The organism is Aeromonas sp. R6-1, assembly GCF_040908165.1.
GTDB classification, from domain to species: domain Bacteria; phylum Pseudomonadota; class Gammaproteobacteria; order Enterobacterales; family Aeromonadaceae; genus Aeromonas; species Aeromonas caviae.
Genome location: NZ_JBFODF010000021.1, coordinates 51758 through 75351, shown reverse-complemented (window position 1 = coordinate 75351; position 23594 = coordinate 51758). Strand labels below are relative to the sequence as shown.

The window sequence follows — 23594 nt, the reverse complement described above, 5'->3', positions numbered from 1 at the left end:
CGCCCGCTCACTTTCTGGCAGCGTGGCTGGTTGAAATTGGGTCGCACTGGCCACGCTTGCTTGCGTTGGCTTGGTGGCCTGCCACGTTGGCTGCGCTTTTCGGTGCTGGGCGTTGTAGCACTGCTCCTGTCATTGCTGGCGCTGGATCGGATTTTCCCGCCGCCGCCACTCGACCCGGCCTATGCGCGGGTGGTGCTCGACATGAAGGGGCGGCCGCTGCGCGCCTTTGCCGATACCAGCGGCGTGTGGCGTTACCCCGTGACCCTGGAGCAGGTTTCCCCCCGCTATATCGAGGCGCTGCTCGGCTACGAGGATCGCCATTTCTGGCGCCATCCCGGGGTCAATCCGGTGGCCATGGTGCGCGGGGTCTGGCAGTGGTTGCGCCATGGGCGGGCCGTGTCGGGGGGCTCGACCCTCACCATGCAGGTGGCCCGCCTTATCGAGCCTTACCACAGGAGCGTGCCCGGCAAGCTGCGCCAGATGGCGCGCGCGCTGCAGCTGGAGTGGCACTATGACAAGCGCACCCTGCTCACCGTCTACCTCAACCGGGCGCCCTTTGGCGGCAATCTGGAGGGGGTACAGGCGGCAAGTTTTGCCTATCTCGGCAAGAGCGCGGCCAAGCTGACCCATGCCGAGGCGGCGCTCTTGGCGGTGCTGCCTCAGGCCCCCAGCCGCAACCGGCCGGACCGGCATCCCGAACGGGCTCGCGCGGCTCGCGACAAGGTGATGCAGCGGCTGGTGGCGCAGGGGGTCTGGCCAGAACAGGTTTGGCTGGAGGGACGCATCGAGCCTGTGCTGGCCCGCGGTCACTTCACGCCGATGGAGGCGCCGCTCTTTGCCCGTCTCGCCGCCGACCATCAGGCCGGGGCCCTGGTGCATACCACCATCGACGGCGATCTGCAGCGTTGGCTGGAAGGGCGGGTGGCGAGCTATATCCGCCGCTTCCCCGAGCAGACCTCAGCGGCGTTGCTCCTGGTCGACAACAAAACCATGGCGGTGCGCGCCTATGTGGGCAGCGCCGAGTATGGCAATCTGCGCCGCCACGGTTACCTCGACATGGTGCAGGCGATCCGCTCTCCCGGCTCCACCCTCAAGCCCTTCATCTACGGTCTGGCCATGGACGAGGGGTTGGTGCACTCGGCCTCCCTGCTCTCCGATGCGCCAAGGCTGGGCTCGGACTATAGACCCGCCAACTTCTCCGGCGCCTTTCAGGGGCCGGTGACGCTGGCCCAGGCGCTACAGCAATCCCTCAACGTGCCGGCGGTGCAGGTGCTGGAGGCGCTCGGGGCCGACAAACTGGTCAGCCGCCTCGACAACGCCGGGGTGAGGCTGGCGCTTTCCGACAAGCCCAATCCGGCCATTGCGCTCGGGGCAGCGGGCATTCGGCTCGAGCAGTTGGTGGCGCTCTACAGCGCACTGACCCGGCAGGGGCAGGTGGCGATGCCGGTCTGGCTGGCGGGGCAGCAGGCGGTGTCGCGCCCCTTGCTGAGCCCGGGAGCGGCCTGGATCATCTGGCAAATATTGAGCGCGCAGGGACGGGCGGACCAACCCTTTGCCAGCGAGGCGACAGGCCGGGTCAACCGGCTGGCTTGGAAGACCGGCACCAGCTATGGCTATCGCGACAGCTGGGCGATGGGGGTCTCCGGTCGCTGGACCATCGGCGTCTGGCTGGGGCGCCCCGATGGCACCCCCATGCCCGGTTTTTACGGCCAGAGCGCGGCAGTGCCGCTGCTGCTCTCGGTCTATTCGCGGCTGGCCGACAACAGCTCCCTGCCAGCACAACCCAACACGGTGAGCGAAGCGGAGATCTGCTGGCCCCTGGGGCGCAAGACGAGCAGGACCCTGCCTGAGGCCTGTTTGCAGCATCAGAGCGCCTGGCTGCTGGAAGGGCGCGACCCTCCCACCTTGCCGGATCCCATGGATTGGCCCTCGCCGCTGCGCCAGATTGCGCTCACTGTCGACGGCAAGCCGACGCTGACCCGCTGCCACGATGCGGCACAATCCGCTTTTAGAGCGCTCTGGCCGCTGTCGCTGGAGCCATGGCGCTCACCGGGCGAGCGGCGTCAGGCGCTGCTTGCCAGGGGCTGTGCGGGGGAGGGGCAGAGCGCCGAGCAGCAGGCCCCCATCCGCATCCTGGCACTGGGGGAGGGCAACCTTATCCGCAGTCAGCGCTATCGGTTGCAGCCCAGGGTGCTGGGCGGTGTCGGCAAGCCGGCCTGGTTTCTCAACGGCCAGCGGCTGCGCTGGGACGGGGATCAAGTAGTGAGCAAGGCGGGCCGCTATCAACTGGTGGTGGTGGATGAGGCGGGAAACAGCGATCGCATCGAGTTTCGGCTGGAAAACCCTTCCTGAGGGCGTGGTGAGCGCCAGAATATTGACGGCATCGGTGATGGTCCCGATGCCGTCAGTTGATTGTCGATTCCCCGGCAGAGGCGGGGAGTCAGGGCTTGACCTGCCCCAGCCGGGTGAAGAAATGCCGGCTCTTGCGCTGGTGGAAGTGGCTCTTCTTGATGGGATGAAACACCAGGTCGCTCTGTGGGTGACTCCCCTTGAGGTGGTGGATCATCGCCATGGCCGGTAAGCCAGTACTGACGAGCGTGGTGAGCGGCAGGGTGACGGTCTCGGGTCCCAGCAAGGGTGTGAACCCCTGCTGGGCCTGCTCGAAGCGGGTCAACACGGCGGGTTCGGCGTAGCCGCTGCCCAGCATGGCGAGCAGGGCATCGAGGGCCTGATGGAACTCGGCGAGCTGCTGACGAAAGCCGCTTCGCCCCCGCAGGGCAATGAGCTCTGCCAACGGGATGTCGGCCAGGTGAGTGGGCACTTGCAGCGGGATCTCGAGGTGGAAGCAATCCTGACCGCCGCGATTGTGGTAGCGAGATTCGAGCAGGTGGAGCAGGCGGTCGAGATAGTCGTGATCGGTAATCAGCGCCCCGTCATTGGCGAGTGCCCACTCACGGGCGAGGCGCATGGAGAGCAGGTTGGCAAAGCGGCGCGCCATTCTGATCCCCCCTTCATCCTGCGTCGCAAAGCCGTGGGTCAGACAAAACCCGTGTAGCCGCTCCAGTCCCGCCTGGGCCGGGCAGAAGCAGTCGTGGTTGGGGGCTGAACGCCAGCGGGCGATGAGCTCCCTGTTGCCAAACACCTTGTGGCGGACAAAATCGGGGGCGACCAGGCCGGCAATCTGGCTCTCCACCTGGGGCGTGATATGGGCGAAGAAGGCGGGTTGTGGCGGCTCGGCCAGCAGGTCGGTTTGCTGGCGCAGGGTCTCCAGCAGGGCGGTGAGACCGCTCTTTTCACTGACGGTGAAGACGAAGGCGAGCCGCTCCAGATAGAGCAGGGCAAACTTGAGCCAGAGCTCGTCGCGTACCTCCATGCCGGGGTAGTAGATATGGGTTTTCATGGATGCTGTGTTGCCAGGATGCAGGGGTGGGAATATACGCATGATTGCCCGGATGCGGCAAACTTTGCGTGGGGGAATGTGAGCGGCCGCTCATGCAGTAGGCGCTGGTCACAAAGTTCTGATATAATTCGCGCCCTTAAATCAAGGCCACCCGAGTCATTACCATGAAGTTCATTATCAAGCTGTTCCCTGAAATCACCATCAAGAGCAAGTCGGTTCGCCAGCGCTTCATCAAGATCCTGCAGGGCAATATCCGCAATGTCCTGCGCCGCTTCGACGACGATGCCCGGGTACGGATGGATTGGGACAAGCTGATCGTGAGCTCCCGCAATGACCAGTTCCGCGAGCAGGCCATCGAAGCCCTGGCCTGCATCCCCGGCATTCAGGCCTTCCTCGAGGTGCAGGCCAGCAAGTTTACGGACCTGCACGACATCTTCGAGCAGGTGAAAGCCGTCTGGGGTGATCAGCTCGAGGGCAAGACCTTCTGCGTGCGTGCCAAGCGCCACGGCAAGCACGAATTCTCCTCGTTGGAGATTGAACGCTACGTGGGCGGCGGTCTGAACCAGCACTGCGTGAGCAACGGCGTGCGCCTCAAGAACCCGGATGTGAAGATAAACCTCGAGATCGATGGCGAGGAGCTCTTCATCGTCAGCGCCATCCACCAGGGGTTGAGTGGCATGCCCATCGCCACCCAGGAAGATGTGCTGAGCTTGCTCTCCGGCGGGTTTGACTCGGGTGTCGCCTCCTTCCAGTTCATCAAGCGCGGCTGCCGGGTGCACTACTGCTTCTTCAATCTGGGTGGGGCGGCTCACGAGATCGGCGTCAAGCAGGTGGCCTATCACCTGTGGAACCGTTTCGGCTCCTCCCACCGGGTGCGCTTCACCGCGGTGGACTTCGAGCCCGTGGTGGCCGAGATCCTCGAGAAGATCGACAACGGCCAGATGGGGGTGGTGCTCAAGCGGATGATGATGCGTGCCGCTGCCAAGGTGGCCGACGAGTTCCAGATCCCGGCCCTGGTAACCGGCGAGTGCGTGGGCCAGGTTTCCAGCCAGACCCTCACCAACCTGAACGTCATCGACCGGGTGACCGACAAGGTGATCCTGCGCCCGCTCATCACCTGGGACAAGCCGGACATCATCAGCGAAGCCCGCCGCATCGGTACCCTGGAGTTCGCGGAGACCATGCCGGAGTATTGCGGCGTGATTTCCAAGAAGCCGACCGTGAAGGCCGAGCTCTCCCGCATCGAGGCGGAAGAGGAGAACTTCGACTTTGCCATTCTGGACAAGGTGGTGGCCGAGGCCCGTTACCTCGACATTCGTCGCATCGGTGAAGAGACCGCCGCCGAGGTGCAGGAGGTGGAGACCACCGCCGAGAGCGGTGACGACGAGGTGATCCTGGACATTCGCTCCATGGAGGAGCATGACGACAAGCCGCTGGTGGTGGAAGGGCGCGAGATCATGCATATCCCCTTCTTCAAGCTGGCCACCGCCTTTGGTGACCTGCCGAAAGAGAAGACCTACCTGCTCTATTGCGATCGTGGCGTGATGAGCAAACTGCAGGCGCTTTACCTGAAAGAGAAGGGCTTTGCCAACGTCAAGGTCTACCGTCCGTGATGTGACGGCAAGACGCGTATAAAAAATCCGGCCAAGGCGCCGGATTTTTTATTTCACTCGGATGAAGGTAGACGCTCAGGGGCAGGGGACCGGGGTGAAGGTTTCCTGACCCTGACAGCGCCAGCCCATCTCGGCCTGACGCATCTGCCACAGGTTGTTGCTGCGAAACAGGGTCAGGATGTAGAGCATGTCGCTACGCTGGCCATCAAGGGCCACCGAGAGCACCAGATCGTTGTCCAGCTGTTGAGCATGGATACGGGTGGGTACATCTTTATGGCCGACGAAGCGGCGAGCCACTTCGCGATAGTCGTTGACCCAGCCTTGCTGACTGCTGCTCGCCTGACGGATCTGCTGGTTGAACTGCTGCACCGGGGTGGATGCCAGACGCCCGAACAGGGCCTGCGCCCCCGCATGAGCCGCTGCCACCATCATCAGAACAAGCGTGGTAATGAGCCCAAGTTTTTGCATGAGGTTTTCCGGCTTGAAACGACCCCTGTATGACAACAGAAAAGCCGACTTGGTTCAATCTTGTCCCTGCCGGGATGGGATCTCGCCCACTCTGAGGCTTCTCAGTTGCGCTGCAGCGAGAAGGTGGGCAGGGAGAGGTGCCAGTAGATGGCCGCCACCCGCAGACCAAACACCCCGAGCATGCTGATGAGCATGGCGCTGACCCTGTCTACCCCGACCTCCAGCGACAAGGTATAGAGGATGCCGCCCAGAATGCAGGCGGTGGCGTAGATCTCCTTTTGCAGCACCATGGGCACCTCCCGGGCCAGCACGTCACGGATCATGCCGCCCGCAACCCCCGTCATGGTGCCCATGATCACCGCAATGAGCCCGGGTGTGCCGAAATTGAGGGCCTTCTGGGCACCGATCACGGTAAAGAGCGCCAACCCGAAGGCGTCTGCCACCGGCAGCACGTACCAGGGCATGCGACGGGGCAGTTTGACCATCCACATGCCGATGAGCGCCGTGGCAATGACCACCCAGATATAGAGGGGGTCGCGCACCCAGAAGACGGGGGTTGCTCCCAGGATCATGTCGCGGATGGTGCCACCCCCGATGGCGGTGACCGCCGCCAGCACCATGACACCGAAACCGTCCATCCTGAGACGGCCGGCCACCAGTACGCCCGAAAACGCGAATACCGCAGTACCAAACATGTCGCTGATGTAAACAATCTGCTCAACCAGTGTCTGCATGGAGAACAACTCACGTCCAATAGATGATGGGGCGGCGATTTTAGGGGCAAGGTGTGGGGATGAGCAATGCTGGCGTGCAAAAGTGGGAGCCAGCGCCGGTTTCTGAAGGCTGGGTGCAGATCACGCTCCCGCCTTGTCTGATGCGGGCTGTGGCCACTATGGCCCGGGGGGTGGGCTGTCAGGTGACAAAAAATCCCGATTTTTTTCTCAAGGGTGAGGAATAGAGGCCGATATATAGGTTAGGCGGCGATTACTGCCATAAAGGCAGAAAAAAGAAATTAAAGTCTTGTGAAAAGGCGCCGTTAACTAAACATATCAGGCACAAAACACAATAAAGCCTGAGTGAATTAAAGTTAAATTTTAATAGCTTAGGAGAAAAATCATGAGTCTGTATATCAATACCAACGTTTCATCGCTCAACGCTCAGCGTAACATGATGAACAGCACCAAATCTCTGGATACCTCCTACACTCGTCTGGCCTCCGGCCTGCGCATCAACAGCGCCAAGGACGATGCGGCGGGTCTGCAGATCTCCAACCGTCTGACCTCCCAGATCAACGGTCTGGACCAGGGCAACCGCAATGCCAACGACGGCATCTCCCTTGCTCAGACTGCTGAAGGGGCGATGGATGAAGTGACCGGTATGCTGCAACGCATGCGTACCCTGGCTCAACAATCCGCCAACGGTTCCAACTCTGACAAAGACCGTGTGGCTCTGCAGAAAGAGGTGAATCAGCTGGGGGCAGAGATCAACCGTATCTCTACTTCCACTACCTTCGCAGGTACCAAGCTGCTCGATGGCTCTTTTAGCGGCACTTTCCAAGTTGGGGCGGATGCAAATCAAACGATTGGTTTTAGTCTCAATCAGGCGGGCGGTTTTAGTATTTCGGGGATAGCGGCAGCAGCTACAACGATCAATATGGGAACAGTTATAGGTACGGCCATTGCTGCCAACACCATTTTTACTGGTGGTGGGGCGGGTGGTATCGATATTAGTAGCCAGACTAAGGCTCAAGATGTATTAGCTGCAACTGATGCCATGCTGGAAGTCGTGGATGGCAAGCGCGCCGAACTGGGTGCGGTGCAAAACCGTCTGGATTCCACCATTCGCAACCAGGCCAATATTTCGGAAAATGTCAGCGCCGCCCGCTCCCGTATCCGTGACGCGGACTTCGCGACCGAGACTGCGAACATGACCAAGCAGAACATTCTGCAACAGGCGGCTTCCAGCATCCTGGCCCAGGCCAATCAGCGTCCGCAGTCTGCGCTCTCCCTGCTGCAGAACTAAGGTTCTGAAGCCGAGAAAAAGAAAAGGGCGGTTGTTCAGGCCGCCCTGGTAAACAAGATGGAACAATGGGGTGTTCGGATTTACGCCTTGTTCTATCGAAAGAGAAGTTCTCTTATTGGTATACCCCTCGAGTGTTGCGCAGATCGTTCACTCTGTCACCCTCGAGGTTGTTCTCCTGAGCGTAAGCTCTTCTTTGGCCGACATTGTCGGCCTTTTTTATGGGCGTCAGAGAAGCGACGTCACTTCATACTTAGCACAGGTTGTGCCAACTTTCTGCAGTTTTGGTATTTCACACATAGCTACGGCACTAAACAGTGTCATAAAGGAGGCTATGCTCTTTCGTTCTATAGCAACTTTCTTGTAAGCGGAGAGCTCTTGCCTCTTTATCTATGAAGGCGGCAATAAATTTCCTAAAGCTTCTGGTGGGAATGCCGTTACAGAGTATGAAGCAAATTGAGGGGTGTTCGGAAATCCAGCATTTGCGCAACTGCGGGTCCTGTGTCTGTTCAAACAGAGGGCCCGCCAGATGAGGCAGACTCGTTCAAGCTGTCCATCTGAACGGTGGGAACCTAGTTGTCTATGACATCTGCAGGGCCCGCAGTTTCTTGTTCATCAGGAGAAATTTTTTATGGCCATGTATATCAATACCAATACTTCATCACTGAACGCTCAGCGTAATTTGATGAATACCAGCAAGTCGATGGATACTTCCTACACTCGTCTGGCTTCTGGCCTGCGTATCAATAGCGCTAAAGATGATGCCGCGGGTTTGCAGATCTCCAACCGTCTGACCTCCCAAATCAACGGTCTGGACCAGGGCAACCGCAACGCCAACGACGGTATCTCCCTGGCGCAGACTGCAGAAGGGGCTATGGATGAAGTGACCGGTATGCTGCAGCGTATGCGAACCCTGGCCCAGCAGTCCGCCAACGGATCAAACTCTGATAAAGATCGCGCCGCCTTGCAAAAAGAAGTAAACCAACTGGGTTCTGAGATCAACCGTATCTCGAAAGATACAACTTTTGCTGGTACCAAGCTGTTGGATGGCAACTACAGCGGTAGTTTCCAGGTGGGGGCTGATGCCAACCAAACGATTAGCTTTAGCCTCAATCAGACGGATGGTTTCAGTATTTCTGGCATTGCGGCAGCAGCTACAACGATCAATATGGGAACAGTAATAGGTACTGCTATTGCTGCCAATACCATTTTCACTGGTGGTGGGGCGGGCGGTATTGATATTAGCAGTCAGACTAAGGCTCAAGATGTATTAGCTGCTACTGATGCCATGCTGGAAGTGGTGGATGGCAAGCGCGCCGAACTGGGTGCGGTGCAAAACCGTCTGGATTCCACCATTCGCAACCAGGCCAATATCTCCGAGAATGTTTCGGCTGCCCGTTCCCGTATTCGCGATGCGGATTTTGCCACCGAGACTGCGAACATGACCAAGCAGAATATTCTGCAGCAGGCTGCCTCCAGCATCCTGGCCCAGGCCAATCAGCGTCCGCAGTCAGCCCTGCAGTTGCTGGGCTAAGTGGAAACCTCCATCAACTACTGATAGAAGGAACAGCTGATGGCCAATGAATCGATAGCCATGCCCTCTGTTACTTCGACGCTAACTCAACATGGCGGCCCTCAGGCCGCCATGTCTGTTTCTCCCCCCCCTTCTGGCGGGGATGATGTGGTCGAACAGGCGGGTGTCGAGCCGACAGCCAAGGTATCGCAGGTACCACCAGCGCATGTAAAGGCGTCAGCTCCGCGCATGGATAAGGCGCAATTAGAGAAGCAGGCCCAAGAATTGCAAGAAAGATTGGACAGCTTGAGCAGAGTGAAGGGATGGACCATCAACTTCAGCCTGGTGCCTGAGCTCGATCAACCCGTGATCAAGGTGCTAGATGCCGATACCAGGCAGGTGATACGCCAGATCCCGAGTGAAGAAATTCTCTTGATGAAAAAGAGATTGCAGGCCATGGAACAGGGTGGGAGCGATAGTGTCAACCTCTCGGGTCTGTTGTTTGATGGCCAGGTATGAACGTATTTTTAAGCTGATTGACAGGAGCATGTTATGGCGATTACCTCCGCCGGTGCAGGATCGGGCATCGATCTTGAAAGTGTGATCTCGGCGAGCGTCGCCGCCAAAAAGGCCCAGTTGCAGCAGCCGATCATCACCAAGCAAAACAGTACCCAGATCACCTTGTCTGGCATCGGTCAGCTCAAGTCCTCGATCTCTGCCTTCACCGACATCCTTGACAAGTTGAGTGCCCCGGGAGCGTTCAACAAACGGGCCATCAATATCACGCAGAATAAAGATGATCCTGTGCTGAAGATGGAGAGCAAAAGCGGCGGCTCCAACGGGCAATACAATATTACCGTCAATAAGTTGGCACAGACGAGTCGGCAGGAAGGGATCTTTGACAGTTCGACCACGCCGCTTATCACCCAGGATGGTCAGCTGACCTTCAAGGCGGGTGACAAGGAATTCAAGGTGGATGTGAAAGCGGGGGATACCCTGCAAGATATCCGCAAGAGCATCAACAGCAATGGCGACAACTTCGGCCTTAGCGTCAATATCGTCAACACCGCGGATGGCAAGGCAAAACTCATCATCGACTCGGGTGTGTCGGGTGATGGCAAGGATCTGACCATCACGGGCGATAACGCCGAGCTGGATATCTTTTCGACCGGCGCCGCCGGTAGTGCCATGAGTCAGACTCAGCCGGCGAGCAGCGCCGAGATCGTAGTTGATGGCAACGTCCTCAAGAGTGATACCAATGTCTTCGATGACACCATTCAGGATCTGAAGCTGACGGTGCTGCGGGTATCGGACAAGGACAGCAATGGCGATCTCAAGTCCAACAAGGTGGATATCACGACGGACAAGACCTCCATCCAGGCTCTGGTGCAGCAGTTCGTCGATGGCTACAACGCCTTGCAGGACAAGATAGGGACGCTCGGCAAGCGCAGCAGCTTCGTCGGGGGCGTGAAACAGGATGACGGTGGTGCCTTGGCCGGTGATTCCACGACGCGGGCCATCAACACCTTTATGAGCAATCTGGTGGTTAGCCCTTCGGAGAGCAGCTCGACCTATTCGACCATCTTCGAGATCGGCATCAAGATGGATAACAAGGGCAAGTTGTCTCTAGACAAAGAAAAATTCGGGGAAGCGGTCGACAAGAACTTCGATCAGGTCGTCGCTCTGTTTGGCAACGAGAAGGGCCTTGCCGGCTCTCTGAGCAAGGGACTCAAAGAATATACCAAATCAGGGGGCATGCTGGCGCAACGTACCGATACCCTGAATGCGGATCTGCGTAGCCTGAGTCAGAAAGAAGTGACCAGCAACGCGCAATTGGTGAAATATGAAGCGGCGCTGCGTGCCCAATACGGCAGCCTGGATGCCCTGCTGGTTAAAATGAACAACTCGGCATCCGCCCTGTCTGCATTGCAAATAAAAGATAATTGAGTGTGATATTTCGAGGTTTCATCTTATGTACCACCGTAATCTGAAAGCATATAAGGCAACCAGCATAGCGGCTGATTTGGCAGTTGCCGATCCGCACCGTGTCATTCAGCTGATGATGCAGGGATTTCTCGAGCGCCTGGCACAGGCCAAGGGCGCCATAGAACGGCAAGACATGGAGGCAAAGTCCCTCGCCGTCTCCAAGGCACAAGGATTGCTTCACGGGTTGCAGGATGCGCTGGACATGAGCCAGGGCGCCATCTCCGAAGACCTGCACGGCCTTTATGCCTATATGGATGAGCGGATCTGGGATGCCAGCCTGGCACGAGATGTTGCTCCCCTCGATGAGGTCATGAACCTGATGGTGACGATAAAATCCGCCTGGGATCAGCTGCCCGAGGCAGAAAAACAGCAAGGTTTTCAGATGCGCCAGCAGCTGGGTGAGCTGTGAGCGCCGCGCTCGCCGCCCTCGAAGCGGCGCTGCAGGACAATGTCAGCCTGATGGAAACGCTGCTGGAACAAAAAGAATATGACGAGGCCCTTCTGTGCATGGATGAGCGGCTGGCTCTGATAGGCAGTTTGGTACAGCTGGTTAGGGTGGAGCCGATGCAGCGACAGCTCGCCGTCACCCTGGCGGCCTCCATTGCCATTGAGGACGCGCGTCAGCAAGCCCTGGCTGCCAGTCATCATCAGGTCATATTCAAACAGCTAGCTCAAGTCGGTAAAGCCAACAAGGCTGGGCAAGCTTATCGCGTGAACAGTAAGGAGTTCTGATGTCAGTCAATTTGGATGTGGCCTTGGCAAAAGCCGAACAGGAGGCACTGCGACTACAGCAGCAAGCCGAACAGGAAGCGGCCATGGCGGTCGCACTGCCGTTGCGTTTTGCACAGAATATGGCGGCATTTCGTCGATATATTCCCCATATCGCCGACATGTATGAGGCATATCAACCGGCCCGCCCGTTCAAATTATTCTGCACTGAAAATGGTCAACCCAATCTGGCGTGGCTCGATGATGATGTTGCCGTTTACGGGGCCGAGCCCTACCTCATATGCGAGACCCTGGTGACCGAGTTCATGGAGAAGGGGACTTTGTCCAAGTTCTCCTTTAGTCAAGAGGCCAATCCCCTGGGCTTTATGCATGTCGAGTACCTCAACAAGCTGAATACCTATCTTGACGACATTTCTGCGAAGGAAACCTTGCTTGGTCATGTGCCCAGCGAGGTGCCCAGTGCCCTGATATTCGGCGTCGGTCTCGGGTACCACCTTGGTTATCTCTATGAAAGGTGCAAGATTGGCACCCTCTTCTTGTTTGAGCCGGATCTGGATCTCTTTTACGCCTCTCTGTACTGCTTTGACTGGGCACCCTTGCTCGATTACCTGCATCAGGAGAATCTGGGACTGCAGATCTTGTTGGGACAGGATGAAGAGACCATCGTCAAGGACTTCGCCTCGGCCATTCACAGCCGCGGTTCCTTCTTAGTCGCCAATGCTTTTGTTATGTGGGGTTATCAGAACGAAAAGATAAGAAAGCTGATAGAAAAAGTACAACAGGAATATTATTTGTTGGTAATGGGATGGGGTTTTTTTGATGACAATATAATTTCCTTATCTCACACAGTAACTAATATTGAGCGCTCTGTACCATTTATACAGAAGGGAAAGAAGTTATCAAACAGATTTAAGCACACTCCAGTATTCATTATTGGGAATGGCCCTTCTTTAGATGAATCAATAGATATAATTAAAGAAAATAAGGATGGAGCTATTCTTGTTGCTTGTGGTAGTGCCATTTCCGCATTACACAAAGTGGGGATTAAACCAGACATTTACGTTGCGATTGAACGAACGAAAATCGTCTATGATTTTCTAGTTAATTTAAACGATCCTGATTATCTCCAAGATATTCTTTTTTTGAGTGCAGATGTAATTCATCCTGATTGCGCTACTTTGTTTAATATGTCTGCGTTTCTATTCAAACCAAGCGAGCCGGGAGTGAGACTCTACCATAATTACTTTCCCCATGTGGGTTCTTACGTATCCCTTGGTGGAATTAATCCCTTGGTGGGGAATATTGGTATTGCTGCTCCTATCCATCTTGGTTTTAAAACGCTGTATCTGTTCGGTTTGGATAATGGCTATAAGCACAAGGGTCACCACCATTCCAAACTCAGCTCATATTATAATAATAAAGATCATGCTGAGGTATTAGGTGATTTGATGTATAGTGGTAATCAGTGGCTGCGAGAGGGGAATTTTGGTGGAGCTATTATCAGCAATGCCATGTTTGACACCTCGCGTCGGGTGATTGAACAGGTGCTGGCTGCCAATGAAGACGTAAGTTGTTTTAATTGCAGTGATGGCGCCAAGATAGAGAGGGCGAAGGCCTTTCCAAGTGCAGATATAAGCCTCTCTATACCGGTTGATAAGTCTGCTCTGCTTGGGGAAATCGGCACCTTTTGTGCACCTATCCCCTTGTCAAAGAAAAATTTCGAGCCATTGCTGGATATCGAGTTCTTCAATATTTTCATTGACAAAATGGTGGTCGAATGGCAACAGGAATTTACGTCTCGTAATGAGATAAATCAGCTGATGCTGCGCAATTTTGGCTATCTTTCTCAGATCGCCGCTACCCGGCAGCAGCATATCGCAGAAGTTATGATTGGTTCGATGAATTATGTATTTACCTTGCTGAGCTCCATTCTCTATTCTTTTGAAGGTGAAAAAGAAACACTCGTGCTGATGCAGCCAGCTATTGGTGTCTGGCTTGATTTTTTGGCAAAGGCAAAGGAGATGTATCCACAAGCGCTCGATAGCGTAGACATGATTGACGATCACCAGACAATGAGATTGTTTAGAAAATGAGCTATTGTAGGTTGATATGTTGAAAGTTTTATATGCTAAATTAGAAGAATTTATATCACCATAAAGTTGGTTGCCATATTTTATTTACGTAATTATTATACGGCATGTATTCAGAGTAAGAGATAAGTTATGGAACATCAGGGTGCCCTAAATAATATAACAACATAGAAAACAGTATGCATGATAATAATATTCACCAGACATCGGTCTCAAACCGGTGTCTGGTGATAACTAAAAATGTATACAACAAACCAAAACAAGCGATCGTCGCATTAAATTTATGTTATTAATAGCCCAATAAAATTCAGTCGGGCTATTAAATTAATTTATAGTGGTTTGTATGCAATAATATCCCAGCTTGCAAAAAGGTGGTTATTGTCTGGCAATATGGATACTCTTTCCTTATGTTCCAGTCGTTCAATAATGAAGCCGGCATCTGTAAATAATTCAATTATATGTTCTTTGTCACTAAAATGTACTTGACCTACCCCTGAAAATTGACTTTTGTGAGGAAGGTTGGTTTTTGTGTAGCTATCGATAGCATGACCCTTTTCAAAGTCACTATGTTGTGTGGAGAACCAGTCTATGCCAATGAATTTTCCTCCGGGTTTGAGATATATAATGACAGATTCAAGAATTCGTTTTATAGCGAAGGTGTCGTTATGGGTAATAGATGCTCTGTCGATTACAAGATCAAAATAGTTATCAAATTCGGAGTGATGTACTTTTGAAAAATCGCTCGTTATAATTTTTCCCTTCAGCTGTGGGTAGGTTTCAAGGAGTTTGGCTGTAATAATCTGACTACCATCAACGCCATAATAACTACAATCTAGTGCAAGAAATAATGGAATATTAGCGCCGGCACCACAGCCTAGTTCCAGTACACGTTGATAGCCATCTTTAGGATTTGCATATCGATATACGCACGATACAAGGTCACTCCATGGCCAGATGCTCATATGAGAGTTGTTTTTGTATGCTTCATTCCATTCATTAGAATATGCCATTGAGCAAGCCTTTATTTAACGTTGAACCAGTAATCAACAATGCCCATGAAAGGGATAAATGAACCAAACAATTGCGGGTAGGGCGTTGGCTCAAAGTAATGATAATCCAATCTTATCCCATTCGAGATGAAATCATTTTCCTCCAGATAGTTCTTTCCCATAGGGCCAGAGAGATAGGTCGTTGCACCTACTTCTTGGCAGATATCTAAGATAAGATCTGACTTTTTTGATGAGATATTCAGTGATGAAGACCTGATGATTTTGGTTTTAATATTTAGCTCATCTAGCCAAAATAACAGATGGTTAAAACACAGATCGGCCAGGCGTGTCTCATTATTGTCATAGAGTTTATATATCTTTTCATATTTTTCATGAAATGAAGCACTTTTTGAGTAGCTGCTTTTGATGGACATCAAATGACTTTTTCGCCAGTCTACATCTCTTACAATTTCAGTATCGAACAGACTCTTGTTTAAGTGTCCCTTTTTTTTGACGGGGATTGTTAGCCAGTATGGGCCATTGGCACCTTTAATTAAATTTCGATTGGTAAAACTATTCTTTTCAAATTGCACAGTGTCGAGAAATATAAATAAGTCGCTTTTCTTGATACGTTCTATGTAGCCTAGCCAGGGTAGGTATGCGGGTTGATGGATGCTGATGATCATAGTTTTAGTGCCCTCGTACAGACAGAAATTATTTTATTGACGTCATTATCTGAAAGGGAAGGGTAGATCGGTATCGAGAGTGTTTTTTTGCTTAAATCGGCTGCATTAGGTACCAATGTATTTGTAGTAAGCAGTTCATCCTCTGTTACTGGTACTATGGATCTGATACCACTTTCAAGCAAAGCATTTTGACAGGATATGACCTTTTTACTATCAGTGAAAATCACGGCTCTAAACCTAACCGGTTTCACATCTTGTCTTATACTGTCAATAACAGGTAGACCTGCTTCCTGATATTTTTTAAATATATTGGCGCGACGAAAAATAAACTCAGGCAATTTTTTTAATTGCTCTCTGGCAATGGCAGCCTGAATATCTGTCATCTGAAAATTAAATCTTGGTATGGCATCGACAATTGAGTCATAATCTCTCATTTTTCTTGCCATATTGGAGATATCTCTATTCCTTGATATTATAATACCACCTTGCCCACCACTCGTTATCATTTTAGTTGCACCTAGAGAAAACACACCGATATCTCCGAAAAGACCCACCTGTATATTTTTTATCTTGGCTCCAAGGGCTTGCGCAGCATCTTCAATTAAAAAATAGTTTCTTTTTTTATCCACGCTCAAGTCTGGGAGGCCAAACATATGGGCGATGACATAAATGTCTGCATTGCTTTTTTTTAATGAGGCGTTTACTACTACTTCTTCAATATCCAAAAAATTTGGTATACCACCAGATAACTGTATCGCATTTAATATGGATCGGCATGAGTAGGCAGAGGAAGATATATATCTATTTTTGGCATTTGCTATCGTTAATGCCATATAAAGTGCGGCAGAGCCACTACTGACGGCGACAATATTTTCTGCTGGCAAGTTTATATATTCACCAAACTCTTCTTCTAAGGCTAAGACCTCTTCTCCTTGTGCAATCCACCCGGATGCTAATACTCTAGCGGCTGCTTCAGATTCCTCATGACCAAGTGTCGGCCGATTATGTGGGATCATTTTTTTCGATCTCTTTAAAATAGTAGCCTTCCTTTACTATCATAGGGTTACCAATTACTAATGAGTATGGAGGAATATGGCCAGCATCAACGATAGTACCGGCAGCAATTACAGAATGATGCCCTATGTAGGCACCACCTTTTATTACACAATGGGATCCTACAAAAACATTATTTTCCAGGATAATATCTTTTCTATCAATATCATTCGCTAGTTCAATACACTTTAAGTGAGAATCTGCACAGTTAATGGTAACAAAGGATGCAATATCACATTGAGCACCAATGACAACGTTAGCACCTGTAGCATTAACTTCGCTAAAGGCACCAATATAAACATTTTCTCCAATGACAGGAGTGCCTAGTATCCATACTAATGGATGGTAAGGATTTTCTTTGAAAGTAGTCAAATCATAAAAATGCTGCTTGTATTCATCTTGCTTCATCATGACATGTCTTCCCAAGAAAGTAATGTGCCCTTCTTAAGGTTGTGTTTTGCCACTCTCCCCAGTACATCGTCGAGGTGAATTGGTGGTAGCCCATTACCAGGTCTGCGCAATCCGATGTTTATATTACTGAGTATCTCACCTGGCGTAATATCTTTTAATGCAGTGATACTTCTGCGAGCCAATACTTTCATATCTTGCTCTGCAATTGTAGGTCTTATAAGAGGAGAGCCAAGCATCAGGTAGGCGTCTCTGATCGCAGATATCCATTCTCGAGCACCGTTGGGATCTTCTGAAAACCAATGGTCTGGGCCTGGTAATTGATGATCGAGTGTGAAGTGCTTTTCGAATACTACAGCGCCTAAACCATATGCAATTGCTGCAGCCAAGGGTCCTTGGGTATGATCTGAAAATCCCAATACTAAATTTGGGAACGCTGCCGCAAGAGTTTTTAATTTACTCAGATTTACATCAGCTACTGGTGTCGGGTATTGAGAAGTACATAGCATCAATACGACAGGTTTGCCTTCCATTGCACCTGTAACATCAAGAGCCTGATAAACCTCCCCAAGATTAGCCATTCCACAAGAGATGAGAAGTGGTAATCCGGTGGCACTATACTGCTTAAGCAAGGGGATATTGGTAAAATCATCGGATCCAACTTTCAGCGCAGAAACACCTAGTTGAAGTAGCAACTCCATATCAGTAACATTTTGCGGTGTAGATAAAAATGTTATCTCTTTCTCATCACAGAAATTCTTTATGCTATGCCATTCTGCTACTGAAAACTCATAGCGACGAAACATATCCAGCATCGACTCAGTGACTTTTTTACCTTGCGAGCTGTAGGTAAAGAGCAACTCCGGATCGCCGACAAATTCATCAGCTTTGAATGTTTGAAATTTAATAGCACTAGCCCCCGCCGCTTTAGCGACAGAGATCATTTTTTTTGCGATATTGACATCGCCATTATGATTAATACCTGCCTCAAGTATGATATACGGTTCTCTATTCTCAATTGGTTTGTTAGAAAATAGAGTGTTGATATCAACTGTCATTTCATCTTCTCCAGAGTAGATATAATAGATGACGCTACATAGCTTGCTCCATTACCATCGGTAATTAACATAGCCGCTGCGGACATATTATTTATTAGGTTGGGGTCAAGGCGCTCAACTGCAGTACGATAATCTGTGGCAGTAAGGTTATCTACCATACCTAAATTAATTACTGCACCCAATTCATGTAGTGTTGCTGCAATAGGGACCTGATTATCCGCCTGAGTGCTGATTAATGCAGGCAGCCCCATACAGCAACGTTCCCAGGACGCACTTCCTCCTGCTCCAATGGCAAGGTCTGCATCGAGCATCAGCCTAGCCATATGTGGGGTCTGTATATGCAGTGTAGTATGTGTTGAACTACATAACTCCAATAACCGGCTTCGATGCGGGTTATTGCCACCAATAACGACATCTATTTTAAAGTCTTTATTTGCAGCCAACACCCCTAGCAGAGCTTTTTCCGTTTCATTATCTGGATCTGTGCCACCAAAGAAAATAATTATTTTTTCCAGCTTGCTTCTTGTTTTTACACGATGTCGAAGATGTTGGAAGGGTTTAGACAATAGGGCATAGCGAGGGCCTAAGAAGTAGACACACTCTTTTGATATATTATCCACATAGAAGTTTTCATTTTTAATGACATTCTGGTCTAGAAGGAACTGGCTGCAATGGGGGCGGAAAATATCATCTATTGCCAGTAACGAAATTTCGGATTCAGTAATTACCTCTTCCCAACCCATGCTCAGTTGGTAATGATCGACTACCATGAGTTTCGTGGAGGTCGATAGCTTAGATAACGTAGCATAGGCATCAGCTTGCTCGCTTTCACCAAGAGAATGCAGAGGTGAAGAGGTCAATATTCTATATTCATGCCCCTTCTTAACCACCTCTTCACAGAGTGCATCTCCATTTTTGGAAAAAATAAAGACAGATTTTTCCCCTAATTGCTTAAATGCGTCAGCAAGTGCAAGGCAGCGCATGACATGCCCATATCCTAAGCTCATTGATGCGTCGGTACGAAATACAATCATTAGGCACCTAATATGTGACGGCCAAGCATGAAGGCCTCAGCATAATGATATCCAACAGAGGCCCCTCGCCATTTTGCTAAGTATTCTACCGCTTCAAGCGAACGAGGGTGTGGATAGGAGCGCATTTCTGAAGCATATGCCTCGAGTGCTAGCTTTTTTTTCTGCCAGTGTGGCGTAATGTCGACGAACCAATTGGGTGAGAAGGGATAAGCAGATGCTGCTGGGCGCCATTCTGTACTTGATGCAATCTCAAAAAAGAGAACTGTTTGGAGTTTTCTTTCGGGCAAGGGGCGGGTTGCTGCGATAACGGCATCATGTATGACCCTATGATCTATATTCACATCACCAACATGATGGGTATAAACAATATCTGGTTGCCATTCATTTATCTCGGTTTCGATAACTTTAATAACATCAAGCAGGTCGACACTATCCATCCGGTTATCTGGGAAGTCTAGTAAGTGGAGTCTCTTTACACCTAGAATGCTATTTGCTATCTGTGCAGCGCTATTCAGCTCAGTTAACTCCGTCATTACCACCGAGCGTTCCCGTTTGGAGAGTCTAGAGGTTGCACCTTCAGCCATAATAAGAACCGATACTTGGTCACCTCGCTCGCTATGGCTAGCAATTGTTGCTCCGCATCCCAAAACCTCATCATCAGGGTGTGCGGCAACGACTAGCACTTTTCGAGATAATGTCGTCATACGATAAGACCTTGCTGTTTTTGAAGATGCCACATAAGTTCAGCCTGATGCCAATCCTCTAGTGTATCGATATCGATAACCAGATGACGTGGTAATATCAGTGGTGTAGCCAGATGGCTGAACAATATATTACTCTCGAGCCAAGCATCTTGGGTACCCCAATAAAATTGTCCAGCGTCATGTAAAACCAAGGGGAGGTCCTGAGAGCGGGTGGGAAAGTGTTCGGGGAAAAGCATTTCGACACCATCACCAGATCGTACAAATCCTCTGTAAGGAGAGTAATCAAATGTACCGGCACTAAAAACAAAATGCTGATGGCTCCCCTCAAGCATCTTTAGGCCAGTGCGTAGGTCATCTGCGCGTACAAAAGGTGCTGTTGCATAAAGGCAGCACACCGAACCGAGTTGCCATCCTTGTGAGATGGCCCAGTTAATGGCGTGTGCGATCACTTCTTGGGTTCCGGCATGGTCATCTGCCAATTCCGGAGGGCGGATAAATGGCACACTGGCCCCATGTTTGTGGGAAACGTCTGCGATCTGTTCATCATCGGTTGAGACAATGATTTGATCAAAACAGCCCGCTTCCTGCGCAGCTCTAATTGAATGCACAATCATAGGAACACCAGCAAAAGGACGGATATTCTTACCCGGTATGCGTTTGCTGCCTCCCCGCGCAGGGATGATGGCCAGGGTCTGTGATATGGTCATAGGAGGTTCCATGTCATCGAGGTCGGGCTGTCAGGAGTGACAATCATCATTATCTGACTAGCGGGTCAAGCGTTGCATAGCTTGGATCACGTGGCGCTGCTCTTCGTCACTCAGAGTGAAATAGAGAGGCAAAGAGAGACAATGCTGATAATAACGCTCTGCTACCGGACATGATCCTGTTTTGTCTCCATATTGCTCACGATACCAAGGATGATGATAAACAGGAATATAGTGAACCTGAGTGCCAATGCCGTCAGCCATCAATGAATCCATGACCTGGCTGCGATTCCTACCAATAGCCGCATAATCTATTTCTACTACATAGAGATGGAAACAAGAGGAGAGTCCCTCCATTTCCTGAGGGGTCTTAAGCCAGGGAAGTTCTGCCAGCGCCTGGTTATATTGCGCCACTAGGGTACGGCGGCGCGCCTTGAACAGATCTAGGCGTTGCAACTGGCTCAAGCCAAGAGTCGCCTGCATGTCAGTCATGCGGTAATGCCAGCCAAGCGTCTGCATCTCGTGATACCAAGGCCCGGGCTGTTGGCTGAGTAGAGCAGGATCCTTGGTAATGCCATGACTGCGTAGCAGCAACATGCGCTGATACAACACTGGATCATTGGTCATCACCGCCCCTCCCTCACCACTGGTGATCGTTTTGACGGGATGGAATGAGAACACTGTGGCATCCGAATACAGGCAATTTCCCACTGGACTGCCGTCGGCGTAGCAGGAACCAATTGCATGGGCCGCATCCTCGATGATTTTTAGACCATGTTGTTTGGCGATGAGGGAAAGAGCCGGCATGTCCGCAGGTTGGCCTGCAAAATGAACAGGGCTGAGTAACCGAGTGGCTGGAGTTATACGGGCCGATACTGAGCTGGGGGATAGGTTATAGCTGATGGGGTCTATATCGGCGAATACAGGCTTGATACCACAGTAAGCCATGCTATTGGCCGTAGCGGCAAAGGTATTGGGTGTAGTTATGCCTTCACTACCCTCGGGCAATTCCATTGCTGCGACCGCCAGATGCAAGGCCGCTGTACCGCTTGCGACCACCAGACAATACCTGGCCCCTGTGTAGGCACAGAGTGCCTGTTCGAATTCGGCGACTTTCGGGCCTTGAGTCAAGAAGTCGGAGCTTAGTACTGCATTGACTGCGGCAATATCTGCCGTCGAAATGTCCTGTTTACCATAGGGGATCATTCCGCCAATACCTCCTTGTTGAGCTGCTGCAACTCACTCTGGGACATGAAGACGGGATTATTGAGAGAGTTGTATTCAAATCCTATAGGCACGCTGCAACCTTGTTCTCCTATGGCATTGACAGAGAAGTCATCGCTACGGTGATTGAAGGTAATGCTGGGGGCGATGACGTAATAGTCCTTGAACTCATAGGTATGGTAGGAGTCGTCGGCCGGGCACATTACCTCGTGCAGCTTCTCCCCCGGGCGGATGCCGATGACTTCCTGGGGCAGCTCGGGGGCCATGGCGCTGGCGAGATCCGTGATGCGCACGGACGGGATCTTGGGAACGAACACTTCCCCCCCCCTTCATGCGGGCGAAGTTGGTCAGCACGAACTCCACCCCCTGTTGCAGGGTGAGCCAGAAGCGGGTCATCTCCCCATGGGTGATGGGCAGACTGCTGGCCCCTTCCTTGATCAGGCGATCGAAGAAGGGCACCACAGAGCCGCGCGACCCCACCACGTTGCCGTAGCGCACCACGGAGAAGATGGTCGGGTTCTTGCCCGCCATATTGTTGGCAGCGACAAAGAGCTTGTCAGAACAGAGCTTGGTTGCCCCGTAAAGGTTGATCGGGTTGGCAGCCTTGTCGGTCGAGAGTGCAATGACCTTCTGCACGCCATTGTTGAGAGCGGCCTTGATAACGTTTTCGGCTCCTCCAACGTTGGTCTTGATGCACTCCATCGGGTTGTATTCGGCTGCCGGCACTTGCTTGAGCGCAGCGGCATGTACCACAAAGTCGACATCGCGCATCGCCATATCGAGGCGTTCGCCATCGCGCACATCGCCGATAAAGTAACGCATGCAGGGATCATTGAAACGCTGCTGCATTTCAAACTGCTTGAGTTCATCACGGGAGTAGACGATCAGTCGTGCAGGCTGGTAACGGGATAGCACGGTTGCAATAAATTTTTTGCCAAATGACCCAGTGCCACCGGTAACCAGAATTGTTTTTCCATTGAACATGATGGTGCCCCATGATGAGGTTGGTATTTGAAAAATTCTAAAGCACTTTCTGTGCCATTTGCAGACGCTGATTGGTTGATGTGATCTGAATGGCTTTTTTGGGTTAATTGTCACCACGCCTGGTGCTAGCGCTGGCGAGCGTGCGGCATATATCCTCCACCGCATTGAGGGCTCTTGGGGTGAATCGGTGCAGCTCATCGGAGCTGACCAGCATCAGTCGGTGATGTTTCACCGCATCAAGGTTTGGCCACTGCTGCCAGTGATGCAGGGCGTCAGGATCTTGACTCCCGGCCAGGATCAGCGCGGGGTTGGCCCTGATGACCTGTTCCATATTCACCTGAGGATAGGGTGTTCTGGCATTGCTCATGACGTTGACTCCGCCGCAGAGTTCGATGGCCTGCGCAGGCCAGGCGTTACCGCTCACGCTGGTGAGCGGCGGGTACCAGAGCTGGTAGAACACCTTGACGCCGGTTGGTTGGCCATAGCGCTGTTGCAGGGAATGCAGGCGTGCCAGATAGCGATCGGCGGCTTCGTCGGCGCTCTTTTCCACCCCCAGCAATTTGCCCAGCGCCCGCATCTCTACGGCCAGCGAGGCAAAATCGGTAGGCTCAGAGTAGAAAACCGGGATACCCAGCTGCTCCAACGGGGCCAGCATCCGTGATTGAGCCGAGCGCCAGCCGAGAATGAGATCCGGCTTCTGGGCCAGCAGCGCCTCGAGGTTGATGCTGCGATAGTTGGCCACCCGGGGGAGGTTGGTCACCTCGGCGGGGTAATCGGAGGCATCGTCGGTGGCGACCACGCGATCCCCGGCGCCGATATCGAACAGCAGTTCCGTCAGATGGGGAGTGAGGCTCACGATGCGCAGCGGCGGGGTGGCCATGGCGCACAGTGAGGTGCCCAGCAGGCAGACAAACAGGCCCAGGGCACGAAGG

22 protein-coding genes and 1 pseudogene are annotated in these 23594 nt (G+C 52.0%); 9 read left to right on the top strand and 14 right to left on the bottom strand.

Going from position 1 to position 23594, the window contains the following annotated elements; translation table 11 throughout:
- The first annotated feature begins 30 nt into the window (after positions 1 to 30).
- On the top strand, positions 31 to 2352 hold the full coding sequence (gene pbpC, locus AB5Y68_RS04910) for a penicillin-binding protein 1C (protein WP_234703992.1): 2322 nt from the start codon (positions 31 to 33) through the stop codon (positions 2350 to 2352).
- Between the two features lie 88 nt (positions 2353 to 2440).
- On the opposite strand, the gene AB5Y68_RS04905 is transcribed toward pbpC, so the two are convergent.
- On the bottom strand, positions 2441 to 3400 hold the full coding sequence (locus AB5Y68_RS04905; RefSeq protein ID WP_039038655.1) for a hypothetical protein: 960 nt from the start codon (positions 3398 to 3400) through the stop codon (positions 2441 to 2443).
- Positions 3401 to 3564: 164 nt separating this feature from the next.
- Here AB5Y68_RS04905 and thiI point away from each other — a divergent pair, with 164 nt between their 5' ends.
- Complete coding sequence (thiI, locus tag AB5Y68_RS04900) at positions 3565 to 5013, top strand: tRNA uracil 4-sulfurtransferase ThiI (RefSeq protein ID WP_039038656.1); 1449 nt, start codon at positions 3565 to 3567, stop codon at positions 5011 to 5013.
- A 75-nt stretch (positions 5014 to 5088) separates the two neighbouring features.
- Here the strand turns inward: thiI and AB5Y68_RS04895 are convergent, their stop codons facing one another.
- The gene (locus AB5Y68_RS04895) at positions 5089 to 5481 is read right to left on the bottom strand and encodes a hypothetical protein (RefSeq protein ID WP_039038657.1); all 393 of its coding nucleotides are present in this window, start codon (positions 5479 to 5481) and stop codon (positions 5089 to 5091) included.
- A 101-nt stretch (positions 5482 to 5582) separates the two neighbouring features.
- Positions 5583 to 6215 (bottom strand): trimeric intracellular cation channel family protein, encoded by a 633-nt coding sequence (locus tag AB5Y68_RS04890; RefSeq protein ID WP_039038658.1) that lies wholly within the window; start codon positions 6213 to 6215, stop codon positions 5583 to 5585.
- 382 nt (positions 6216 to 6597) lie between these two features.
- Between AB5Y68_RS04890 and AB5Y68_RS04885 the strand changes: the two genes are divergently transcribed.
- The 7 genes from AB5Y68_RS04885 (at position 6598) to AB5Y68_RS04855 (ending at position 13821) form a co-directional block, all read left to right on the top strand.
- On the top strand, positions 6598 to 7503 hold the full coding sequence (locus AB5Y68_RS04885; protein ID WP_039038659.1) for a flagellin: 906 nt from the start codon (positions 6598 to 6600) through the stop codon (positions 7501 to 7503).
- 628 nt (positions 7504 to 8131) lie between these two features.
- The gene (locus AB5Y68_RS04880; RefSeq protein WP_039038660.1) at positions 8132 to 9034 is read left to right on the top strand and encodes a flagellin; all 903 of its coding nucleotides are present in this window, start codon (positions 8132 to 8134) and stop codon (positions 9032 to 9034) included.
- A 39-nt stretch (positions 9035 to 9073) separates the two neighbouring features.
- Positions 9074 to 9532: a flagellar protein FlaG gene (locus tag AB5Y68_RS04875; RefSeq protein ID WP_234703993.1), complete on the top strand. Its 459-nt coding sequence runs from the start codon at positions 9074 to 9076 to the stop codon at positions 9530 to 9532.
- A gap of 33 nt (positions 9533 to 9565) precedes the next feature.
- A complete protein-coding gene (gene fliD, locus AB5Y68_RS04870; protein ID WP_039038661.1) occupies positions 9566 to 10960 on the top strand; it encodes a flagellar filament capping protein FliD in 1395 nt (464 codons plus the stop codon).
- A 25-nt stretch (positions 10961 to 10985) separates the two neighbouring features.
- The gene (gene fliS, locus AB5Y68_RS04865; RefSeq protein WP_039038662.1) at positions 10986 to 11408 is read left to right on the top strand and encodes a flagellar export chaperone FliS; all 423 of its coding nucleotides are present in this window, start codon (positions 10986 to 10988) and stop codon (positions 11406 to 11408) included.
- Entirely contained in the window at positions 11405 to 11731 is a 327-nt protein-coding gene (locus AB5Y68_RS04860; protein WP_234703994.1) for a hypothetical protein, read from the top strand. Before fliS ends, AB5Y68_RS04860 begins: the two co-directional genes overlap by 4 nt.
- The gene (locus AB5Y68_RS04855; protein WP_039038663.1) at positions 11731 to 13821 is read left to right on the top strand and encodes a 6-hydroxymethylpterin diphosphokinase MptE-like protein; all 2091 of its coding nucleotides are present in this window, start codon (positions 11731 to 11733) and stop codon (positions 13819 to 13821) included. Before AB5Y68_RS04860 ends, AB5Y68_RS04855 begins: the two co-directional genes overlap by 1 nt.
- Before the next feature lie 326 nt (positions 13822 to 14147).
- On the opposite strand, the gene AB5Y68_RS04850 is transcribed toward AB5Y68_RS04855, so the two are convergent.
- The 11 genes and pseudogenes from AB5Y68_RS04850 to AB5Y68_RS04800 all read right to left on the bottom strand — a co-directional run bounded on the left by AB5Y68_RS04850 (position 14148) and on the right by AB5Y68_RS04800 (position 23542).
- A complete protein-coding gene (locus AB5Y68_RS04850) occupies positions 14148 to 14828 on the bottom strand; it encodes a class I SAM-dependent methyltransferase (RefSeq protein ID WP_080769850.1) in 681 nt (226 codons plus the stop codon).
- A gap of 11 nt (positions 14829 to 14839) precedes the next feature.
- A complete protein-coding gene (locus tag AB5Y68_RS04845) occupies positions 14840 to 15493 on the bottom strand; it encodes a WbqC family protein (RefSeq protein WP_039038665.1) in 654 nt (217 codons plus the stop codon).
- Positions 15490 to 16509 carry a DegT/DnrJ/EryC1/StrS aminotransferase family protein gene (locus AB5Y68_RS04840; protein WP_080769851.1) on the bottom strand — a complete coding sequence of 340 codons (1020 nt, stop codon included), beginning with the start codon at positions 16507 to 16509 and terminating at the stop codon, positions 15490 to 15492. Before AB5Y68_RS04840 ends, AB5Y68_RS04845 begins: the two co-directional genes overlap by 4 nt.
- The gene (locus AB5Y68_RS04835; RefSeq protein WP_200885999.1) at positions 16496 to 16957 is read right to left on the bottom strand and encodes a DapH/DapD/GlmU-related protein; all 462 of its coding nucleotides are present in this window, start codon (positions 16955 to 16957) and stop codon (positions 16496 to 16498) included. The genes AB5Y68_RS04840 and AB5Y68_RS04835 overlap by 14 nt, the downstream gene beginning before the upstream one ends.
- Positions 16954 to 18012 carry an N-acetylneuraminate synthase family protein gene (locus AB5Y68_RS04830; protein WP_080769852.1) on the bottom strand — a complete coding sequence of 353 codons (1059 nt, stop codon included), beginning with the start codon at positions 18010 to 18012 and terminating at the stop codon, positions 16954 to 16956. Before AB5Y68_RS04830 ends, AB5Y68_RS04835 begins: the two co-directional genes overlap by 4 nt.
- Positions 18009 to 19046, bottom strand: a complete 1038-nt coding sequence (gene pseG, locus AB5Y68_RS04825; protein WP_080769853.1) for a UDP-2,4-diacetamido-2,4,6-trideoxy-beta-L-altropyranose hydrolase — start codon at positions 19044 to 19046, stop codon at positions 18009 to 18011. Before pseG ends, AB5Y68_RS04830 begins: the two co-directional genes overlap by 4 nt.
- The gene (locus tag AB5Y68_RS04820; protein ID WP_080769854.1) at positions 19046 to 19750 is read right to left on the bottom strand and encodes a PIG-L deacetylase family protein; all 705 of its coding nucleotides are present in this window, start codon (positions 19748 to 19750) and stop codon (positions 19046 to 19048) included. Before AB5Y68_RS04820 ends, pseG begins: the two co-directional genes overlap by 1 nt.
- Positions 19747 to 20457 (bottom strand): pseudaminic acid cytidylyltransferase, encoded by a 711-nt coding sequence (pseF, locus tag AB5Y68_RS04815; protein WP_080769855.1) that lies wholly within the window; start codon positions 20455 to 20457, stop codon positions 19747 to 19749. The genes AB5Y68_RS04820 and pseF overlap by 4 nt, the downstream gene beginning before the upstream one ends.
- A gap of 57 nt (positions 20458 to 20514) precedes the next feature.
- A complete protein-coding gene (pseC, locus tag AB5Y68_RS04810) occupies positions 20515 to 21660 on the bottom strand; it encodes a UDP-4-amino-4,6-dideoxy-N-acetyl-beta-L-altrosamine transaminase (RefSeq protein WP_039038667.1) in 1146 nt (381 codons plus the stop codon).
- A pseudogene (gene pseB, locus AB5Y68_RS04805) lies at positions 21657 to 22662 on the bottom strand (UDP-N-acetylglucosamine 4,6-dehydratase (inverting)). The gene pseC and the pseudogene pseB overlap by 4 nt, the downstream one beginning before the upstream one ends.
- Before the next feature lie 103 nt (positions 22663 to 22765).
- Entirely contained in the window at positions 22766 to 23542 is a 777-nt protein-coding gene (locus tag AB5Y68_RS04800) for a cobalamin-binding protein (RefSeq protein WP_234703995.1), read from the bottom strand.
- Positions 23543 to 23594 lie beyond the last annotated feature (52 nt).

Bases quoted from the DNA above. Each gene is read 5' to 3' on its own strand.
- pseG (WP_080769853.1), bottom strand. From the start codon at position 19,046: ATGATTGTATTTCGTACCGACGCATCAATGAGCTTAGGATATGGGCAT.
- fliS (WP_039038662.1), top strand. From the start codon at position 10,986: ATGTACCACCGTAATCTGAAAGCATATAAGGCAACCAGCATAGCGGCT.
- AB5Y68_RS04875 (WP_234703993.1), top strand. From the start codon at position 9,074: ATGGCCAATGAATCGATAGCCATGCCCTCTGTTACTTCGACGCTAACT.
- AB5Y68_RS04880 (WP_039038660.1), top strand. From the start codon at position 8,132: ATGGCCATGTATATCAATACCAATACTTCATCACTGAACGCTCAGCGT.
- AB5Y68_RS04820 (WP_080769854.1), bottom strand. From the start codon at position 19,750: ATGACGACATTATCTCGAAAAGTGCTAGTCGTTGCCGCACACCCTGAT.
- AB5Y68_RS04885 (WP_039038659.1), top strand. From the start codon at position 6,598: ATGAGTCTGTATATCAATACCAACGTTTCATCGCTCAACGCTCAGCGT.
- AB5Y68_RS04855 (WP_039038663.1), top strand. From the start codon at position 11,731: ATGTCAGTCAATTTGGATGTGGCCTTGGCAAAAGCCGAACAGGAGGCA.
- thiI (WP_039038656.1), top strand. From the start codon at position 3,565: ATGAAGTTCATTATCAAGCTGTTCCCTGAAATCACCATCAAGAGCAAG.
- AB5Y68_RS04800 (WP_234703995.1), bottom strand. From the start codon at position 23,542: ATGGCCACCCCGCCGCTGCGCATCGTGAGCCTCACTCCCCATCTGACG.
- AB5Y68_RS04845 (WP_039038665.1), bottom strand. From the start codon at position 15,493: ATGATCATCAGCATCCATCAACCCGCATACCTACCCTGGCTAGGCTAC.
- AB5Y68_RS04840 (WP_080769851.1), bottom strand. From the start codon at position 16,509: ATGATCCCACATAATCGGCCGACACTTGGTCATGAGGAATCTGAAGCA.
- pseF (WP_080769855.1), bottom strand. From the start codon at position 20,457: ATGACCATATCACAGACCCTGGCCATCATCCCTGCGCGGGGAGGCAGC.
- AB5Y68_RS04895 (WP_039038657.1), bottom strand. From the start codon at position 5,481: ATGCAAAAACTTGGGCTCATTACCACGCTTGTTCTGATGATGGTGGCA.
- fliD (WP_039038661.1), top strand. From the start codon at position 9,566: ATGGCGATTACCTCCGCCGGTGCAGGATCGGGCATCGATCTTGAAAGT.
- AB5Y68_RS04905 (WP_039038655.1), bottom strand. From the start codon at position 3,400: ATGAAAACCCATATCTACTACCCCGGCATGGAGGTACGCGACGAGCTC.
- AB5Y68_RS04830 (WP_080769852.1), bottom strand. From the start codon at position 18,012: ATGACAGTTGATATCAACACTCTATTTTCTAACAAACCAATTGAGAAT.
- AB5Y68_RS04835 (WP_200885999.1), bottom strand. From the start codon at position 16,957: ATGATGAAGCAAGATGAATACAAGCAGCATTTTTATGATTTGACTACT.
- AB5Y68_RS04890 (WP_039038658.1), bottom strand. From the start codon at position 6,215: ATGCAGACACTGGTTGAGCAGATTGTTTACATCAGCGACATGTTTGGT.
- AB5Y68_RS04850 (WP_080769850.1), bottom strand. From the start codon at position 14,828: ATGGCATATTCTAATGAATGGAATGAAGCATACAAAAACAACTCTCAT.
- pseC (WP_039038667.1), bottom strand. From the start codon at position 21,660: ATGATCCCCTATGGTAAACAGGACATTTCGACGGCAGATATTGCCGCA.